General features: G+C 65.0%; 15 protein-coding genes. 6 read left to right on the top strand and 9 right to left on the bottom strand.

Annotated elements, in window-relative coordinates; all coding sequences use genetic code 11:
• The first annotated feature begins 12 nt into the window (after nt 1-12).
• Genes FGK63_RS15945 through FGK63_RS15955 form a run of 3 tightly spaced genes read left to right on the top strand, consistent with a single transcriptional unit; the run spans nt 13 to nt 4015 of the window.
• Complete coding sequence (locus tag FGK63_RS15945; RefSeq protein WP_138844059.1) at nt 13-1173, top strand: acyl-CoA dehydrogenase family protein; 1161 nt, start codon at nt 13-15, stop codon at nt 1171-1173.
• A complete protein-coding gene (locus FGK63_RS15950; RefSeq protein ID WP_138844061.1) occupies nt 1170-3239 on the top strand; it encodes an acetate--CoA ligase family protein in 2070 nt (689 codons plus the stop codon). The genes FGK63_RS15945 and FGK63_RS15950 overlap by 4 nt, the downstream gene beginning before the upstream one ends.
• Nucleotides 3236-4015, top strand: a complete 780-nt coding sequence (locus tag FGK63_RS15955) for a carnitinyl-CoA dehydratase (RefSeq protein WP_138844063.1) — start codon at nt 3236-3238, stop codon at nt 4013-4015. The genes FGK63_RS15950 and FGK63_RS15955 overlap by 4 nt, the downstream gene beginning before the upstream one ends.
• A gap of 22 nt (nt 4016-4037) precedes the next feature.
• On the opposite strand, the gene FGK63_RS15960 is transcribed toward FGK63_RS15955, so the two are convergent.
• The gene (locus FGK63_RS15960) at nt 4038-4670 is read right to left on the bottom strand and encodes a class I SAM-dependent DNA methyltransferase (protein ID WP_138844065.1); all 633 of its coding nucleotides are present in this window, start codon (nt 4668-4670) and stop codon (nt 4038-4040) included.
• A gap of 88 nt (nt 4671-4758) precedes the next feature.
• On the opposite strand from FGK63_RS15960, the gene FGK63_RS15965 reads away from it, so the two are divergent.
• Nucleotides 4759-5604, top strand: coding sequence for an SDR family oxidoreductase (locus FGK63_RS15965; RefSeq protein WP_138844068.1), 846 nt, complete (start codon nt 4759-4761; stop codon nt 5602-5604).
• A 368-nt stretch (nt 5605-5972) separates the two neighbouring features.
• Here the strand turns inward: FGK63_RS15965 and FGK63_RS15970 are convergent, their stop codons facing one another.
• Complete coding sequence (locus tag FGK63_RS15970; protein ID WP_138844070.1) at nt 5973-6905, bottom strand: LysR family transcriptional regulator; 933 nt, start codon at nt 6903-6905, stop codon at nt 5973-5975.
• A gap of 80 nt (nt 6906-6985) precedes the next feature.
• Here FGK63_RS15970 and FGK63_RS15975 point away from each other — a divergent pair, with 80 nt between their 5' ends.
• Nucleotides 6986-7255: a hypothetical protein gene (locus FGK63_RS15975; protein WP_138844071.1), complete on the top strand. Its 270-nt coding sequence runs from the start codon at nt 6986-6988 to the stop codon at nt 7253-7255.
• A gap of 109 nt (nt 7256-7364) precedes the next feature.
• On the opposite strand, the gene dxs is transcribed toward FGK63_RS15975, so the two are convergent.
• From dxs to FGK63_RS16005, 6 genes are read right to left on the bottom strand one after another with little or no spacing between them, the layout of a single operon-like run.
• Nucleotides 7365-9293: a 1-deoxy-D-xylulose-5-phosphate synthase gene (gene dxs, locus FGK63_RS15980; protein WP_138844074.1), complete on the bottom strand. Its 1929-nt coding sequence runs from the start codon at nt 9291-9293 to the stop codon at nt 7365-7367.
• A 15-nt stretch (nt 9294-9308) separates the two neighbouring features.
• Nucleotides 9309-10175, bottom strand: a complete 867-nt coding sequence (locus FGK63_RS15985; protein ID WP_138844076.1) for a polyprenyl synthetase family protein — start codon at nt 10173-10175, stop codon at nt 9309-9311.
• Nucleotides 10175-10417, bottom strand: a complete 243-nt coding sequence (locus FGK63_RS15990; RefSeq protein ID WP_138844078.1) for an exodeoxyribonuclease VII small subunit — start codon at nt 10415-10417, stop codon at nt 10175-10177. Before FGK63_RS15990 ends, FGK63_RS15985 begins: the two co-directional genes overlap by 1 nt.
• Nucleotides 10414-11340 (bottom strand): histone deacetylase family protein, encoded by a 927-nt coding sequence (locus FGK63_RS15995; protein ID WP_138844080.1) that lies wholly within the window; start codon nt 11338-11340, stop codon nt 10414-10416. The genes FGK63_RS15990 and FGK63_RS15995 overlap by 4 nt, the downstream gene beginning before the upstream one ends.
• Nucleotides 11341-11388: 48 nt before the next feature.
• Entirely contained in the window at nt 11389-12090 is a 702-nt protein-coding gene (locus FGK63_RS16000) for a response regulator (protein ID WP_138844081.1), read from the bottom strand.
• Entirely contained in the window at nt 12087-12599 is a 513-nt protein-coding gene (locus FGK63_RS16005; RefSeq protein ID WP_138844083.1) for a MarR family winged helix-turn-helix transcriptional regulator, read from the bottom strand. Before FGK63_RS16005 ends, FGK63_RS16000 begins: the two co-directional genes overlap by 4 nt.
• A 159-nt stretch (nt 12600-12758) precedes the next feature.
• Between FGK63_RS16005 and FGK63_RS16010 the strand changes: the two genes are divergently transcribed.
• Nucleotides 12759-13625 (top strand): branched-chain amino acid aminotransferase, encoded by an 867-nt coding sequence (locus tag FGK63_RS16010; RefSeq protein WP_138844085.1) that lies wholly within the window; start codon nt 12759-12761, stop codon nt 13623-13625.
• 18 nt (nt 13626-13643) lie between these two features.
• On the opposite strand, the gene FGK63_RS16015 is transcribed toward FGK63_RS16010, so the two are convergent.
• The gene (locus tag FGK63_RS16015; RefSeq protein WP_138844088.1) at nt 13644-14180 is read right to left on the bottom strand and encodes a hypothetical protein; all 537 of its coding nucleotides are present in this window, start codon (nt 14178-14180) and stop codon (nt 13644-13646) included.
• Between the last annotated feature and the right edge of the window lie 98 nt (nt 14181-14278).

A 14278-nucleotide genomic window follows, 5' to 3' on the forward strand; every position in this document is an offset into this window, starting at 1 on the left:
TGGAGAACAGCAATGCAATACGGACTGTCCGAAGAACAGGAAATGATCGTCTCGACCGTCCGCAGTTTCGTGGAGAAAGAGATCTATCCGCACGAGGAATTGGTGGAACGCACTGGCGAAGTGCCCAAGGAGATTGCCGATGAGATCAAGCGCAAGACGATCGCGCTTGGCTTCTACGCCTGCAACTTTCCGGAAAGCGTGGGCTGCGCCGGTCTGAACCACCTGGAATTCGCCCTGGTCGAGCGGGAACTAGGGCGCGGATCGATGGCGCTGAACCACTTTTTCGGACGGCCGCAGAACATCCTGATGGCCTGCGCGGGTGATCAGGTCGAACGCTACCTGATGCCCGCCGTGCGCGGCGAAAAGATGGACGCGCTGGCCATGACCGAACCCGGCGCGGGGTCGGACGTGCGCGGCATGAAATGCTCGGCCGTGCGCGACGGCGGCGACTGGGTGGTGAACGGCACCAAGCATTTCATCTCGGGCGCCGAACATGCCGATTTCATCATCGTGTTCATCGCGACGGGCGAGGATCAGACGCCGAAAGGCCCCAAGAAGCGGATCACCGCGTTTCTGGTGGATCGGGGCACGCCGGGTTTCACCATCCGCAACGGCTACAAATCCGTCAGCCATCGCGGCTACAAGAACATGATCCTGGAATTCGACGACTGCCGCCTGCCGGATGCGCAGGTGCTGGGGCAGGTCGACGGCGGGTTCGAGGTCATGAACACCTGGCTCTATGCAACGCGGATCACGGTCGCGGCGATGTGCGTCGGCCGGGCGCGGCGGGCGTTCGATTACGCCCTGGACTATGCGGCCACGCGCGAGCAGTTCGGCCAGAAGATCGGTAAATTCCAAGGTGTTTCTTTCCAGATCGCCGACATGATCACCGAAATCGACGCCGCCGACCTGCTGACATTGGCTGCAGCGGACCGGCTGGACAAGGGCCTGCCCGCCAATCGCGAGATCGCATCGGCCAAGCTTTATGCCTCTGAAATGTTGGCGCGCGTGACCGATGCGGCGATTCAGGTGCATGGCGGCATGGGGTTGATGGACGACTATCCGCTGGAGCGGTTCTGGCGCGATGCCCGGGTCGAACGGATCTGGGACGGAACGTCCGAGATCCAGCGCCACATCATCAGCCGCGACTTGCTGCGGGCAATGGGCGCATGAACGTGTCGTCGGATCTGCCGGACGCTGCAGCGGTTTCATTGCAAGACAAGTCCGGCGCCTTGAAGCGGCTGCTGGGGTTCCGGTCGCTGGCGGTGATCGGCGGCGGCGCGTGGTGTGCCGAGGTGATCCGGCAAGTGCGCAAACTCGGCTTCACGGGACCGGTCTGGCCGGTGCATCCGAGGGCGCAGGAAATCGCCGGCGAAAGGGTCTATGCCACGATCGAAGACCTTCCCGACGCGCCCGATGCGGGTTTTGTCGGCATCAACCGGCGCGCCACGGTCGAGGCGGTTGCCGCCTTGTCGCGTGCGGGCGCGGGCGGAGCGGTCTGTTTCGCATCGGGCTTTACCGAGGCCCGGGCCGAGGATGCCGACGGGGCGGATCTGCAGGCGCAACTGGTGGCGGCGGCGGGCGACATGCCGATCCTGGGCCCTAACTGCTACGGGTTCGTCAATGCGCTGGACCAGGTGGCGATCTGGCCGGACCAGCACGGCATGCGCCCGGTCGAAAGCGGCGTGGCCATACTGACCCAAAGCTCGAACATCGCCATCAACATGACGATGCAGCGCCGCGCGCTGCCGTTGGCGTTCATGTTGACCTGCGGAAACCAGGCCCAGACGCATCAGGCCGAGATTGCCATGGCATTGTTGGAGGATCCCCGGATCACCGCCGTTGGGGTGCATATCGAAGGGTTCGGCGACCTCCGCAAATGGGAGGCGCTGGCCGCGCGGGCGCGGGCGCGTGATGTTCCGATCGTGGCGCTCAAGATGGGCCGTTCAGAGCAGGCGCAGGCGGCGACGATCTCGCATACCGCCTCGCTCGCGGGAGGTGACGCCGGGGCGCAGGCGTTTCTGGACCGTTTGGGGATCGCACGGCTAGGGGATGTGCCGAGTTTCCTGGAGACACTCAAGCTGTTGCACGTCGCGGGCCGGTTGGAGGGCAATGGCCTTGGCATGATCAGTTGCTCCGGCGGCGAAGCGAGCCTGGCGGCGGACATGGCGATGGGACGCGATCTGCGCTTCCCGCCGCTGACCGCAGTCCAGCGCGGCGACCTGAGAGCGGCGCTTGGGCCGATGGTGGCCTTGGCCAATCCGCTCGATTATCACACCTATATCTGGCGGGACACGGCCGCGATGACACGCGCCTGGAAAGGCATGACCGGGTCACATGTGGCTCTAACACTGTCCATTGTGGACTATCCGCACACGGATGCCACCGATTGGGAATGCGCCACGCAAGCGGCGCTGAACTGCGCGCAGGAATCCGGAAGACCCTTTGCCGTGGTGGCCACCTTGCCCGAATTGATGCCCGACGTCGTCGCCCGGCAGCTGATCGCGGGAGGCGTGATCCCCTTCGCCGGTCTGCACGAGGCGCTGGCGGCCGCCGAGGCAGCCGCACGCCCTTTGCCGGCACCGGCCGATCCGGTTCTGCTGCCGGGAAATGGCGAGGCCGACACCACTCTGACCGAGGCCGAGGCGAAGGAAGCGCTTGCCGAATTCGGAGTGAAGGTTCCGCGCAGCGTGACCGTTCGTGCCAATCAGGCGGAAACGGCGGTCCGCCACCTGACCGGTCCCTTTGCGGTCAAGGGTGTCGGTCTTGCGCACAAGTCCGAACATGGCGCGGTGCTGCTGGACGTAAGCGCGCGGGATATCGGAGAGGCCGCGCGGCAGGTGGGTACCGAGGAGGTATTGATCGAGGAAATGGCAACCGGCGGCGTTGCGGAACTGCTGGTCGGCGTCACGCGCGATCCGGCGCATGGATTCGTGCTGACGCTCGGTGCCGGTGGCGTCCTGACCGAGATCCTGCGCGACACCGTTTCGCTGCTGATTCCCTCGGACCGCGACGCGATGCGCGCGGCCTTGGGCAAACTGGCATGTGCGCCTCTGCTGTCAGGGTATCGCGGCAAGCCCGGTGCGGATATCGAAGCGGTTCTCGACGCCGCCGAGGCGGTTCAGGCCTATGTGATTGCCAATGCCGGGACCATCAGCGAAGTTGAAATAAACCCACTCATTTGCACCGCCGGCGGAGCGGTCGCTGTGGACGCCCTCATCCGAAAGGCAAGCTCATGAATCCAGTCAAGACCAAGCGCGACGGCGCCATCCTGCAGGTTACCCTGGATCGACCCAAGGCGAACGCGATCGATCTGGCGACGAGCCGGATCATGGGCGAGGTGTTCCGGGATTTCCGCGATGATCCGGACCTGCGGGTTGCGATCCTGACCGGCGGCGGCGAAAAGTTCTTCTGCCCCGGCTGGGACCTGAAGGCCGCCGCCGACGGTGACGCAGTAGACGGCGACTATGGCGTCGGCGGTTTCGGCGGGTTGCAGGAGTTGCGGGACATGAACAAGCCCGTCATCGCCGCGGTCAACGGCATTGCCTGCGGCGGCGGGCTGGAGCTGGCGCTGAGCGCGGACATGATACTGGCGGCAGACCACGCGACCTTCGCCCTGCCCGAAATCCGGTCCGGCACCGTTGCGGATGCTGCCAGCGTCAAGCTGCCCAAGCGCATTCCCTATCACATCGCCATGGAGCTGCTGTTGACCGGACGCTGGTTTGATGCCGAGGAGGCGCATCGCTGGGGGTTGGTGAACGAGATCGTGCCGGCGGGCCAGTTGCTGGACCGCGCGTGGGAACTGGCGCGGCTTCTGGCGAGCGGTCCGCCGCTGGTCTATGCCGCGATCAAGGAGATTGTGCGCGAGGCGGAGGATTCCAGTTTCCAGGACACCATGAACCGCATCACCAAGCGGCAATTGCGGACCGTGGACGTGCTGTACGGCTCAGAGGACAACCTGGAAGGCGCACGCGCCTTTGCCGAAAAGCGCGATCCGGTCTGGAAAGGGCGATGACCGCGCTGATGTCGGGTTTCGGTCAGCCCTTTTCGAAAAGCACGATATAGGCGGTGTCGTCCTTGTTGGGGCCTGCGGCGAGATCGCCGTAGATGCGCACTTCGTACAGCTTCAGGTTCTCGATCTGGCCGTTTTCCAACTGCCGGAACGCCTCGGCAAAGCCCATCGTTTCGTAGTGCCTGGTATTGATCGACAGGGCGAATTGCGCGCCGTGGCGCGCGACGCGGATCAGGGCAGGCAGCGCCTCGGGGCCCAGGTGTCCGTGCGTGAAGGTGCCCGAGGACACGACGCCGGAATAGCTGTCGGGTGGAGTCGGGATGCCCTGATTCAGATCAGCCTCGATGGCGTCGCGATAGATGTCCTTTCGCATGGCCTCGGCCAGCATCTCGGGGCTGATGTCGGTGGCGTCGATCGGTCCGACACCCAAACCGGCAAGAACCGCGCCGCACAGCCCGGTTCCCGCGCCGACATCCAGGACCGGACCCTGCCCTCCGGCGGCGACGAAGGCGCGGGCGGTGTGGATGTGCAACTGGTAATCCTCGAGGGCCGCGAAACTCTCGTCATAGTCTCCCGCCCACTCGGCATAGAGCCTCTTGTGGTCTTCGGGGGATTCCAACGCATAGGCGGCGTGCAGGTTCGGTTTCTTGGCGCTCATGCCTCCATCAAAGGGCCAAGCGGGGATTCGAATCAAGTGCGTCGATGCGGCGCTTGCATTGGCGCCCGGCGGCGATCATCAAGATGCCATGACAGGCACACTTCTTTCCTTCGGACACGGGTATTCGGCACGGGCGCTTTCGCGCGTCCTGTCGCCGCGCGGTTGGCGGATCATCGGAACGACGCGCAATCGGGAACAGCTGGACGAGATCCGCGCCTCGGGGGCGGAACCGCTCTTGTGGCCGGGCGAGGCGCCGACGCTGGACGGCGTCACCCATATGCTGATTTCGACCGCGCCGGATTCTGAGGGCGATCCGGTTCTGGCCGCGCTGGGCGACGAGATTTCGGCCCGCGCGGGACAGCTCCAATGGGTCGGATACCTTTCGACCACGGCCGTCTACGGGGATCACGACGGCGGATGGGTGGACGAATCCACGCCGCCCGCGCCGACCGCCAAGCGCGGCCGTTGGCGGGTCAAGGCCGAAGAACAATGGGCGGCCATCCCCGGCCTGCCTCTGCATATCTTCCGTCTGGCCGGGATCTACGGGCCGGGGCGGGGGCCATTTGCCAAGCTGCGGGGCGGCGCGTTGCGGAGAATTATCAAGCCTGGTCAAGTGTTTAGCCGCATTCATGTGGATGACATCGCGCAGGTTCTGGCCGCCTCGATGGCGCGGCCCGATCCCGGAGCGATCTACAATGTCTGCGACGACGAGCCGGTGCCGCCGCAGGACGTGATCGGCTATGCGGCCGAGCTGCAGGGCCTGCCGCTGCCGCCCGCCGTGCCGTTCGACGAGGCCGAAATGACCCCGATGGCGCGCAGTTTCTACATGGAAAACAAGCGGGTACGGAACGACCGGATCAAGCAGGAACTGGGGGTCAAGCTGATCTATCCGAACTACCGGGTGGGTCTTGAGGCGCTGGCGGGCCAACTCTGACCGCTTGAAATCCGGGGGACCGGAGCGGAGCCGCCGGTCCCCGATTACCGGCGCGTTGTCCGTTTTGTACAGGATGCCAGATGGGTATGTGTTGTTTTGTACATGTCCCGACGGGGTGAACTTCGGGACCTTCGCGCCGACCTTCCCCGCGCCCGGCGCCTTAGCGACGCTGATTTCCGGTCGGGTGGGGCAGTCGACAATCGAAACACCGCGACGGCCGGTTCGAACTTGGAGCAGTAGTCGTTTCAATGCTGTTGGGGTTCTCTGCCAACCGGCATTGCCAGGAATGTCTGTCTCAGATGGCGGACGGTTTCCAGCCAAAGGCAAACGTATCAACACAGCCCCGGTCTCGCAGTGCGCAAGACACGCTACCGCAGAGCTTCTCTCAGAAAATCGATGAAAACGCGGACCCGAGCGGGCATCAAGGTTCGATGCGCATACAGCGCATAGACGCCCTGTTCGACGGTCTGGCAATCGGGAAGCAATCGGATGAGCCGCCCGGCCTCAAGTTCAGGCGCGGCCACGTATTCGTGCATCAGGGCACAATTGTCGCCGCGCAAGACCGCCCAAAACTGCGCCCTGTACCCATCGACGCAATAGTGATTGGGCAAGAGGAAATCGACCTCGCCTTGGGGCGTGGAGAGCTTTTGCACGTGACCCCAGCTGCCGGTGGCCAGCTTGACCATCGGGCGACCCTTCAGATCATTCAGCGTTTTCGGCAGACCGTACTTATCCACGTGTTTCGGTGTGGCGACAAATATCATACGAAAGCTGCAGATACGTGTGGCGGTCAGGGACGAGTCGGGGAGGTGACCGGCGCCGACCCGCAATGCAACATCCACGTGTTCCTCGATCAGATCGACCGAACGGCTACCGAGGCGCAGGTCGATCGAGACATTGGGAAAACGCCGCTGGAACTCAGGCAAGACCGGGGCCAGCATCTCGCTTCCGAAAGCGACTGCGCTGGTAACGACCAGATTGCCGCTGGGATTGAAGTGCTGATCCTCCGCAACATCCCGAAGCGCCTCGATTTCATGCAGTATCGCCTCGCTTCGTTGCAGAAAGCTCTTGCCCTCGGGCGTCAGGGCAAGACTTCTGGTACTCCGGTTGAAAATCCGGACGCCAAGGTTGGTTTCAAGCTCGCCGACAATGCGGGTAACGGATGGTGCGGACAGGTTCATGGCCCGCGCTGCGCGTGCAAAACTTCCATGGTAGGAGATTTCAGCGACGGCGCGCATCGCTTTCAGCATATCCATACGCTTCGCTGTTCTGTTTTTTGGAATAGTCAATGTTGAATTCAATTATTCTTCAGAAAAAGGGAATTGTCCATAGTGGTTCCAGTACCCATGAGGTCGCAAACCAAGAACCCGAGGAAACCCAAATGTTTGATCATCAATCGTTTCATCAGATCACACAAACCCATGAGACGCCGCCGCATCTTCGCGCCGACTTGATGCGGTGCGAGCATATCGAACGCCTGCGCCGCCGCGATGCTGAACAGCGGGCCAGAGTTTGGCGGGATGTTTGGCAGAACATCACGCTCGTGGCTGAAAGGCTCGCGGCGACTACCGGAACCGCGCTCGTCCGCTGGGTCGAGGACCGCAAGCTGGGGCAACGTGCGGACGACACGTCAATTGGACGCAGGGCGTGACCGCTCAGACCAGTTTCGCGGATTTTGACGGCCCAAACTTGCAGAACTTTCGGATGCGGCGCCGCGGCTGGTGCCCGAAACGACCCGCACTTGAACCCCCGACCGCGCCCTAGGCCCGCTTTTCCCCGATCCGCGCCACGCCCAGAACTTCGAGCACCCTGGCTTCGATCTGTTCGGAATTCATGCCGGCCACGGCATACATGTCCGCGGGGCTGGCCTGGTCGATGAAAGTGTCCGGCAGCACCATCGAGCGGTATTTCAGGCCGTGGTCGAACACGCCCGTCTCCGCCAGAAGTTGCGCCACATGGCTACCGAAGCCGCCGATGGCGCCTTCTTCGATGGTGATCAGCGCCTCGTGGTTCGCGGCCAGGTCCAGGACCAGGTCGCGGTCCAGCGGCTTGGCGAAACGGGCGTCGGCAATGGTCGGCGTGATGCCCTTGGCGGCCAGGGATTCGGCGGCCTTCTGCACTTCGGCCAGGCGGGTGCCGAAGGAGAGGAGGGCCACGCGCGAGCCCTGCCGGATCACCCGGCCCTTGCCGATCTCCAGCACCTCGCCGCGTTCGGGCATGTCCACACCCACGCCTTCGCCGCGCGGATAGCGGAAGGCGATCGGCCCGTCGTCATGGGCGGCGGCGGTGGCGACCATGTGCTTGAGTTCGGCCTCGTCCGCCGCGGCCATGACCACCATGCCGGGCAGGTTCGCCAGATAGGCGATGTCGAAGCTGCCCGCATGGGTGGCGCCGTCGGCGCCGACCAGACCGGCGCGGTCGATGGCGAAGCGCACCGGCAGGCGCTGGATCGCCACGTCATGCACGACCTGATCGTAGCCGCGCTGCAGGAAGGTCGAATACATGGCGCAGAAGGGTTTCAGCCCCCCGGCGGCCAGCGCCGCGGCAAAGGTCACGCCATGCTGTTCGGCGATGCCCACGTCGAAGCAGCGCGACGGGTAGCGTTCGGCGAACAGGTTCAACCCGGTGCCGTCCGGCATGGCGGCGGTCACGGCGACGATCTTGTCGTCGCGGCCGGCTTCTTCCACCAGCGACTTGCCGAAGACCGAGGTGTAGGAGGGCGCGTTCGACGGCGCCTTGTGCTGCTTGCCCGTCACCACGTCGAATTTCGCGGTGGCATGGCCCCGGTCGCGCGCGCGTTCGGCGGGGGCGTAGCCCTTGCCCTTTCTGGTCAGCGCGTGGATCAGGATCGGCCCGGTCGCCCGGGCCTTGACGGTGCGCAGGATGGGCAGCAGCTGCCCCATGTCGTGCCCGTCGATGGGGCCGATATAGCTGAACCCCAGCTCTTCGAACAGGGTGCCGCCGACGGCCATGCCCTTGAGCATCTCCTTTGCCCGCTTGGCGCCTTCGCGGAACGGTTCCGGCAGGAGCGAGACCGCGCCCTTGGCGGCGGCCTTCAGTTCCTGGAACGGCTCCTCGGCATAGAGGCGCGAGAGGTAGTTCGACAGGGCGCCGACAGGCGGTGCGATGCTCATTTCGTTGTCGTTGAGGATCACGATCAGGCGCTTGCGCAGGTGGCCGGCGTTGTTCATCGCCTCGAAGGCCATACCGGCGGACATCGAACCGTCGCCGATCACCGCGATGGCGTCGCCCAGCCCCTCGGGCGTCACGCCGCCCAGATCGCGCGCCACGGCAAAGCCAAGCGCGGCGCTGATCGAGGTCGAGCTGTGCGCCGCGCCGAAAGGATCATAGGGGCTTTCGCTGCGCTTGGTGAAACCGCTCAGCCCGTCCTTCTGCCGCAGGGTGCGGATGCGGTCGCGCCGCTCGGTCAGGATCTTGTGCGGATAGCTCTGGTGTCCGACGTCCCAGATGATCTTGTCGCGCGGCGTGTCGAACACCGCGTGCAGGGCGACAGTCAGTTCCACGACGCCGAGGCCCGCGCCCAGATGCCCGCCGGTCTCGGAGACCGCGGACACGGTTTCCGCCCGCAGCTCGCCTGCCAGTTGGGTCAGCTGCGCGTCCGAAAACTGCTTGAGATCCGCCGGGCGGTTCACAAGGTCCAGGAGCGGGGTATTCGGACGGTCTGACATGGCATCCCCAACGGTTTAGCTGTCCCGGGCAATAACGAAGCGGGCGGCTTCCTTCAAGGTTTCAGCCCGCGCCCCGTACCCGTCGAGCGCCGCGCAGGCCGCGTCCACCAGTTCCGCCGCACGCGCCCTGGCCGCGTCCAGGCCCAGCAGCGAGACGAAGGTGGCCTTGCCCGCGACGGCATCCTTCTGGAGGCGCTTGCCGGCCTTTTCCATATCGCCTTCGACATCCAAGATGTCGTCGGCGATCTGGAAGGCAAGCCCGAGCGCCCGGGCATATTGGCGCAACCTTTCGGGATCGGCCTGCGCCAGCCGGGCCCCGGCGCAGGCGGACCATTCGATCAGGGCGCCGGTCTTGCCGGCCTGCAGGCGTGTAATCTGATCCAGCGACAGCGGGGCGGCGGCGGTCTCGGCGGCGATGTCGAGCGCCTGGCCCAGCACCATGCCCTGGGCGCCGCCGGCCTGCGCCAGCGTCAGGGCCAGATCCGCGCGCACTTCGGCGGGGCCGGCCTCGGGCCGGGAGCAGAGTTCAAAGGCCAGCGTCTGCAGCGCATCGCCCGCCAGTACGGCGGTGCCCTCGTCCCAGGTCACGTGCACCGTGGGACGCCCGCGGCGCAGATCGTCGTCATCCATGCAGGGCAGGTCGTCATGCACGAGGCTGTAGGCGTGCAGCGCCTCGATCGCAGTGGCGGGCCAGATCGCCCGATCCGCCTCGACGCCGTGCAGCCGGGCGCTTTCCAGCACCAGGAAGCCGCGCAGGCGTTTGCCGCCCTGCGTCGCATAGGCCATGGCCCGGGTCACGCCGATATCGTCCAGCGCCCCCAGAACCAGATCGAACTGGTCCTGAATAAGCGCCGCATCCAGCGCCAGTCGTTCGCGAAACATCAGAGTCCTTCGACAGGCTTGGTCCCGGTGGGCTCGCCGCTGGCGTCGAGGGTGATCGCGGCGACCTTTTCCTCGGCGCGCTTCAATTCGTCCTCGCAGCGTTTCTTGAGCGCCGCGCCGCGTTCGTAAAGCGCGATGGACTGGTCCAGCGCCACGTCGCCGCGCTCCAGCTGGCCGACGACGGCCTCCAGTTCCTTCATCGCCTGTTCAAAACTCATCTGCTCAACGGGTGTCTCGGTCATCGGGCGGCCTTCATCAATTCTTCCACATGCGCGCGCGTCGCCGCGGCCAGTGCGTTCAGATCATACCCGCCTTCGAGAGTCGAGACGATACGTCCTTGGCAGAGCTCCCCGGCGAGCGCACAGATCTCGGCGGTGAGCCAGGCGAAATCCTCGGTTTCCCAGTTCAGATTGGCCAGCGGGTCATCCCTGTGGGCATCGAAACCGGCCGAGATCACGATCAGTTCGGGCCGGAAGGAGCGCAGCCTTGGAAACGCCCTGTCGCGCCACACCGCCCGCATCTCGGCCCCGCCGGTGCCCGGAGCCAGCGGCAGGTTCAGCACGTTGCCATGCGCCCCGGTCTCGTCCGGCCGTCCGGTCCCGGGCCAGAGCGGCATCTGCTGCGAGGTGATGACCAGCGCCCGCGGTTCATCCCAGAGCAGGTCCTGCGTTCCGTTGCCGTGATGAACGTCGAAATCCAGCACGGCCACCCGGTCCAGCCCGTGATGCTCGAGCGCGTGTTTTGCCGCCAGCGCCGGGTTGCCGAACAGGCAGAACCCCATCGCGGTATCGGTTTCGGCGTGGTGCCCCGGCGGCCGGATGGCGCAGAAGGCGTTCGGCGCCTCGCCTCCCAGCACCATGTCCACCGCCCGTACCGCGGCCCCGGCGGCGCGATAGGCCGCGTCGAGCGAGCCGGGCGACATGAAGGTGTCGGGGTCGAGACGGGCGAACCCCTCGGCGGGCAGGGCGTCGCGGATGTCGCGAATGTAGCTTTCCGGGTGAATGCGCCGCAGATCGTCGTCGGCGGCCAGCGGGGCGGTGACCCGGTTCAGATCCAGCGGTTCCAGCGCATGCAGCACATGCTCCAGCCGCGCCACCCGCTCGGGATGGCCGGTTGGCGTGACATGGCCGAGGCAATCCGCGTGGGTCAGAAGCGCCGTCTTCATCGATGTCCCCCCATTTGACTTGAATCAGTGCCGCAACGCCCGGAAGGCTCAGTCCGGCGCCAGCATGTAGCCCGCGCCCCGTACGGTCTGCAGGTAGCGCGGCTGTTTCGGGTCGGCTTCGATCTTGCGGCGCAGGCGGGTGATCTGCACGTCCACTGCGCGTTCCTGCGCCTGACCCTTGTCGCGGCCCAGATCCTCGACCAGCTTGGCGCGGCTGACCGGTTCGCCGGGCTGGGCCGAGAATATCTTCATCAGCTGGCTTTCGGTCGCCGTCAGCCGCACCGGGTTGTCGCCCTGCCACATCTCGCCGCGCTCGATGTCGTAGCGGATCGGGCCAAGGTGCAGGATCTTCGGCGCGTTCTCCTGCGCCGTGGTTTCCGGCACCCGGCGCAGGATGGCGTTGATGCGCAGCAGCAGTTCCTTGGGCTCGAACGGTTTGGCCAGATAGTCGTCCGCGCCGGCTTCGAGCCCCGCGATCCGGTGCTCGGTCTCGCCGCGCGCGGTCAGCAGCAGGATCGGCGTGGTATGGGTCTCGCGCAGCGCGCGGGTCAGGCTGACGCCGTCCTCGCCGGGCATCATCACGTCCATCACGATCAGGTCGAAATCCAGCCCGGACAGCACCCGCCGGGCATGGGCGGCATCCCGGGCGGCGGTCACCAGAAAGCCGTTCCGCATCAGGAACTTCTTGAGCAGATCGCGGATTCGTTCGTCGTCATCGACGATCAGCAGATGGGCGTCCTTTTCGCTCATGAAGTCGAATCCCGCAGTTTCGCATAGGCGCCACGCATATCAGCATCCATCATCGCTTCAAGCACCTTGCGGAAGCCGGCCACCGCTTCGGGCCCGGCATCCTTGTAGGCGGCGCGCATCCTGGCGCGCTGGGCGTCCGACAGGCGGGACTCCAGCGCCGCGCCGGCCTCGGTCAGGAACAGATGGCGTTCGCGCTTGTCGACGGTTCCGACGCGGCTTTCGACCAGCCCGTCCGCGATCAGCGTTCGGAGCACCCGGTTCAGCGACTGCTTGGTCACGCCGAGGATCGCCAGCAGGTTGTTCACCGTTGTGCCCGGGGCGCGGTTGATGAAGTGGATCGCGCGGTGATGGGCGCGGCCATAGGCCAGTTCGGCCAGGATCCGGTCGGGGTCGGCGGTGAAGCCGCGATAGGCGAAGAACATCGCCTCGATCCCCTGCCGCAACTGCTCGTCGGTCAGAAACAGCAGGCTCTCGCCGCCAAAGGCCGGAGCGGTGCGGATTTCGGACATGATGCGCCTCATTCGTCTGCCTGGTCCGAGTTTATGTCAGTCTTGTTGACATTCCAAGGGCGAACAGGTATCGAAGCGCAGCTTTTGCGCAACAAAGTGTCCTAAGTGGCTCTGTTCAGCGCAATTTTCAAATTTCAGCCCGCTTCAGGAGGATTCGGCATGGCGAGTTATGACGATCGTGATGGGGTCATCTGGATGGATGGCGAGCTTGTACCGTGGCGCGACGCCAAGGTGCACATCCTGACCCATGCGATGCACTACGCCTCGTCCGTCTTCGAGGGCGAGCGCGCCTATGGCGGCAAGATCTTCAAGAGCCGCGCCCATTCCGAGCGCCTCGTCGCCTCGGCCGAGGCGCTGGACATGCCGATGCCCTACACGGTGGACCAGATCGAGGCCGCCAAGCAGGAGGCGCTGAAGGCCAGCGGTCTGCAGGATGCCTACGTGCGCGCACTGGTCTGGCGGGGCTCGGGCGAGGACATGGGCGTGGCGTCGGCCCGCAACCCGGTGCGCATGGCCATCGCGGTCTGGGGCTGGGGCGCCTATTACGGCGACGCCAAGATGCAGGGCGCCAAGCTCGACATCGCCGAATGGAAACGGCCGAGCCCCGAAACCATCCCGGTTCACGCCAAGGCCGCCGGCCTCTACATGATCTGCACCATCTCCAAGCACAAGGCCGAGGCCAAGGGCTGCTCGGACGCGCTGTTCATGGATTATCGCGGCTATGTGGCCGAAGCGACCGGCGCCAACATCTTTTTCGTCAAGGACGGCGAGGTGCATACGCCCAAGCCGGACTGCTTTTTGAACGGCATCACCCGGCAGACAGTGATCCAGATGCTCAAGGACAAGGGCATCACCGTCCACGAACGCCACATCCTGCCCGAGGAAATGACCGGCTTCGAACAGTGCTGGCTGACCGGCACCGCCGCCGAGGTCACCCCGGTCGGCCAGATCGGCGACTACACGTTCGAGGTTGGCGCTCTGACGCGGGATATCGCGGAGTCCTACGAGAAACTCGTGCGGAGTTGATTCGCACGGGGGCCGGGACTATCCGGGTGCGGCGCAAAACGGCCAGAAGCCGGTGATCGAGAACAAACCGTCCCAGAGACCGGCGTCGACATTGTAGGCGACGGTCGAAAAGGCCGCCAGCGTTCGCAGGGCTCCGTCCTCGCCCAGCGCAAGCAGGTCGGGATTGGTAGACTGGTCCACGAAATAGGCGGCGTAGGCGTCCTGCGCTTCGGCAAAAGCGCCGGCCATCCGGGACAGCTGTTCGTCCGGCAGGGGTGCGGGCTTCGTCAGCGACGCGGCCCCATCCCCGACCTTGGTGAACAGGGGTTCAAACTTTGCGCTCAGCCATTCGTCGGTTTCGTACCCCGCCGGCTGCTTTTCGACCCGCGATGCATTCAGCTGATAGGCCAGCGACATCAGGCCCGAGCGATAGTCGGCATCGTCGAAGCGTTCGATCAGTTCCGCTTCCGCGGCGCGATAGGCCGCGTTGAAATCGGCGCTGAAATCCTGGGCCCAAGCGGAGCGGACGGTCAGGCACAGGACCAAGGCGAAAAAGGTGCAAAGAAACGTCTTCATCATACCCCCACGAATTTGACGGCATCGGCTGCGACGAGGATGAGTTCCGGCGCCGTGCAGGACATCACCTCAGCCAATACCCGAAATCAGGTTTCCGC

The sequence above is a fragment of the Ruegeria sediminis genome (assembly GCF_005938215.1).
GTDB classification, from domain to species: domain Bacteria; phylum Pseudomonadota; class Alphaproteobacteria; order Rhodobacterales; family Rhodobacteraceae; genus Ruegeria; species Ruegeria sediminis.

What these genes read in the sequence shown, in the direction of transcription:
- FGK63_RS16000 (WP_138844081.1), bottom strand. Translation starts at nt 12,090, where the DNA reads ATGAGCGAAAAGGACGCCCATCTGCTGATCGTCGATGACGACGAACGA.
- FGK63_RS15950 (WP_138844061.1), top strand. Translation starts at nt 1,170, where the DNA reads ATGAACGTGTCGTCGGATCTGCCGGACGCTGCAGCGGTTTCATTGCAA.
- FGK63_RS15945 (WP_138844059.1), top strand. Translation starts at nt 13, where the DNA reads ATGCAATACGGACTGTCCGAAGAACAGGAAATGATCGTCTCGACCGTC.
- FGK63_RS16010 (WP_138844085.1), top strand. Translation starts at nt 12,759, where the DNA reads ATGGCGAGTTATGACGATCGTGATGGGGTCATCTGGATGGATGGCGAG.
- FGK63_RS16005 (WP_138844083.1), bottom strand. Translation starts at nt 12,599, where the DNA reads ATGTCCGAAATCCGCACCGCTCCGGCCTTTGGCGGCGAGAGCCTGCTG.
- FGK63_RS15955 (WP_138844063.1), top strand. Translation starts at nt 3,236, where the DNA reads ATGAATCCAGTCAAGACCAAGCGCGACGGCGCCATCCTGCAGGTTACC.
- FGK63_RS16015 (WP_138844088.1), bottom strand. Translation starts at nt 14,180, where the DNA reads ATGAAGACGTTTCTTTGCACCTTTTTCGCCTTGGTCCTGTGCCTGACC.
- dxs (WP_138844074.1), bottom strand. Translation starts at nt 9,293, where the DNA reads ATGTCAGACCGTCCGAATACCCCGCTCCTGGACCTTGTGAACCGCCCG.
- FGK63_RS15975 (WP_138844071.1), top strand. Translation starts at nt 6,986, where the DNA reads ATGTTTGATCATCAATCGTTTCATCAGATCACACAAACCCATGAGACG.
- FGK63_RS15990 (WP_138844078.1), bottom strand. Translation starts at nt 10,417, where the DNA reads ATGACCGAGACACCCGTTGAGCAGATGAGTTTTGAACAGGCGATGAAG.
- FGK63_RS15995 (WP_138844080.1), bottom strand. Translation starts at nt 11,340, where the DNA reads ATGAAGACGGCGCTTCTGACCCACGCGGATTGCCTCGGCCATGTCACG.
- FGK63_RS15985 (WP_138844076.1), bottom strand. Translation starts at nt 10,175, where the DNA reads ATGTTTCGCGAACGACTGGCGCTGGATGCGGCGCTTATTCAGGACCAG.
- FGK63_RS15960 (WP_138844065.1), bottom strand. Translation starts at nt 4,670, where the DNA reads ATGAGCGCCAAGAAACCGAACCTGCACGCCGCCTATGCGTTGGAATCC.
- FGK63_RS15965 (WP_138844068.1), top strand. Translation starts at nt 4,759, where the DNA reads ATGACAGGCACACTTCTTTCCTTCGGACACGGGTATTCGGCACGGGCG.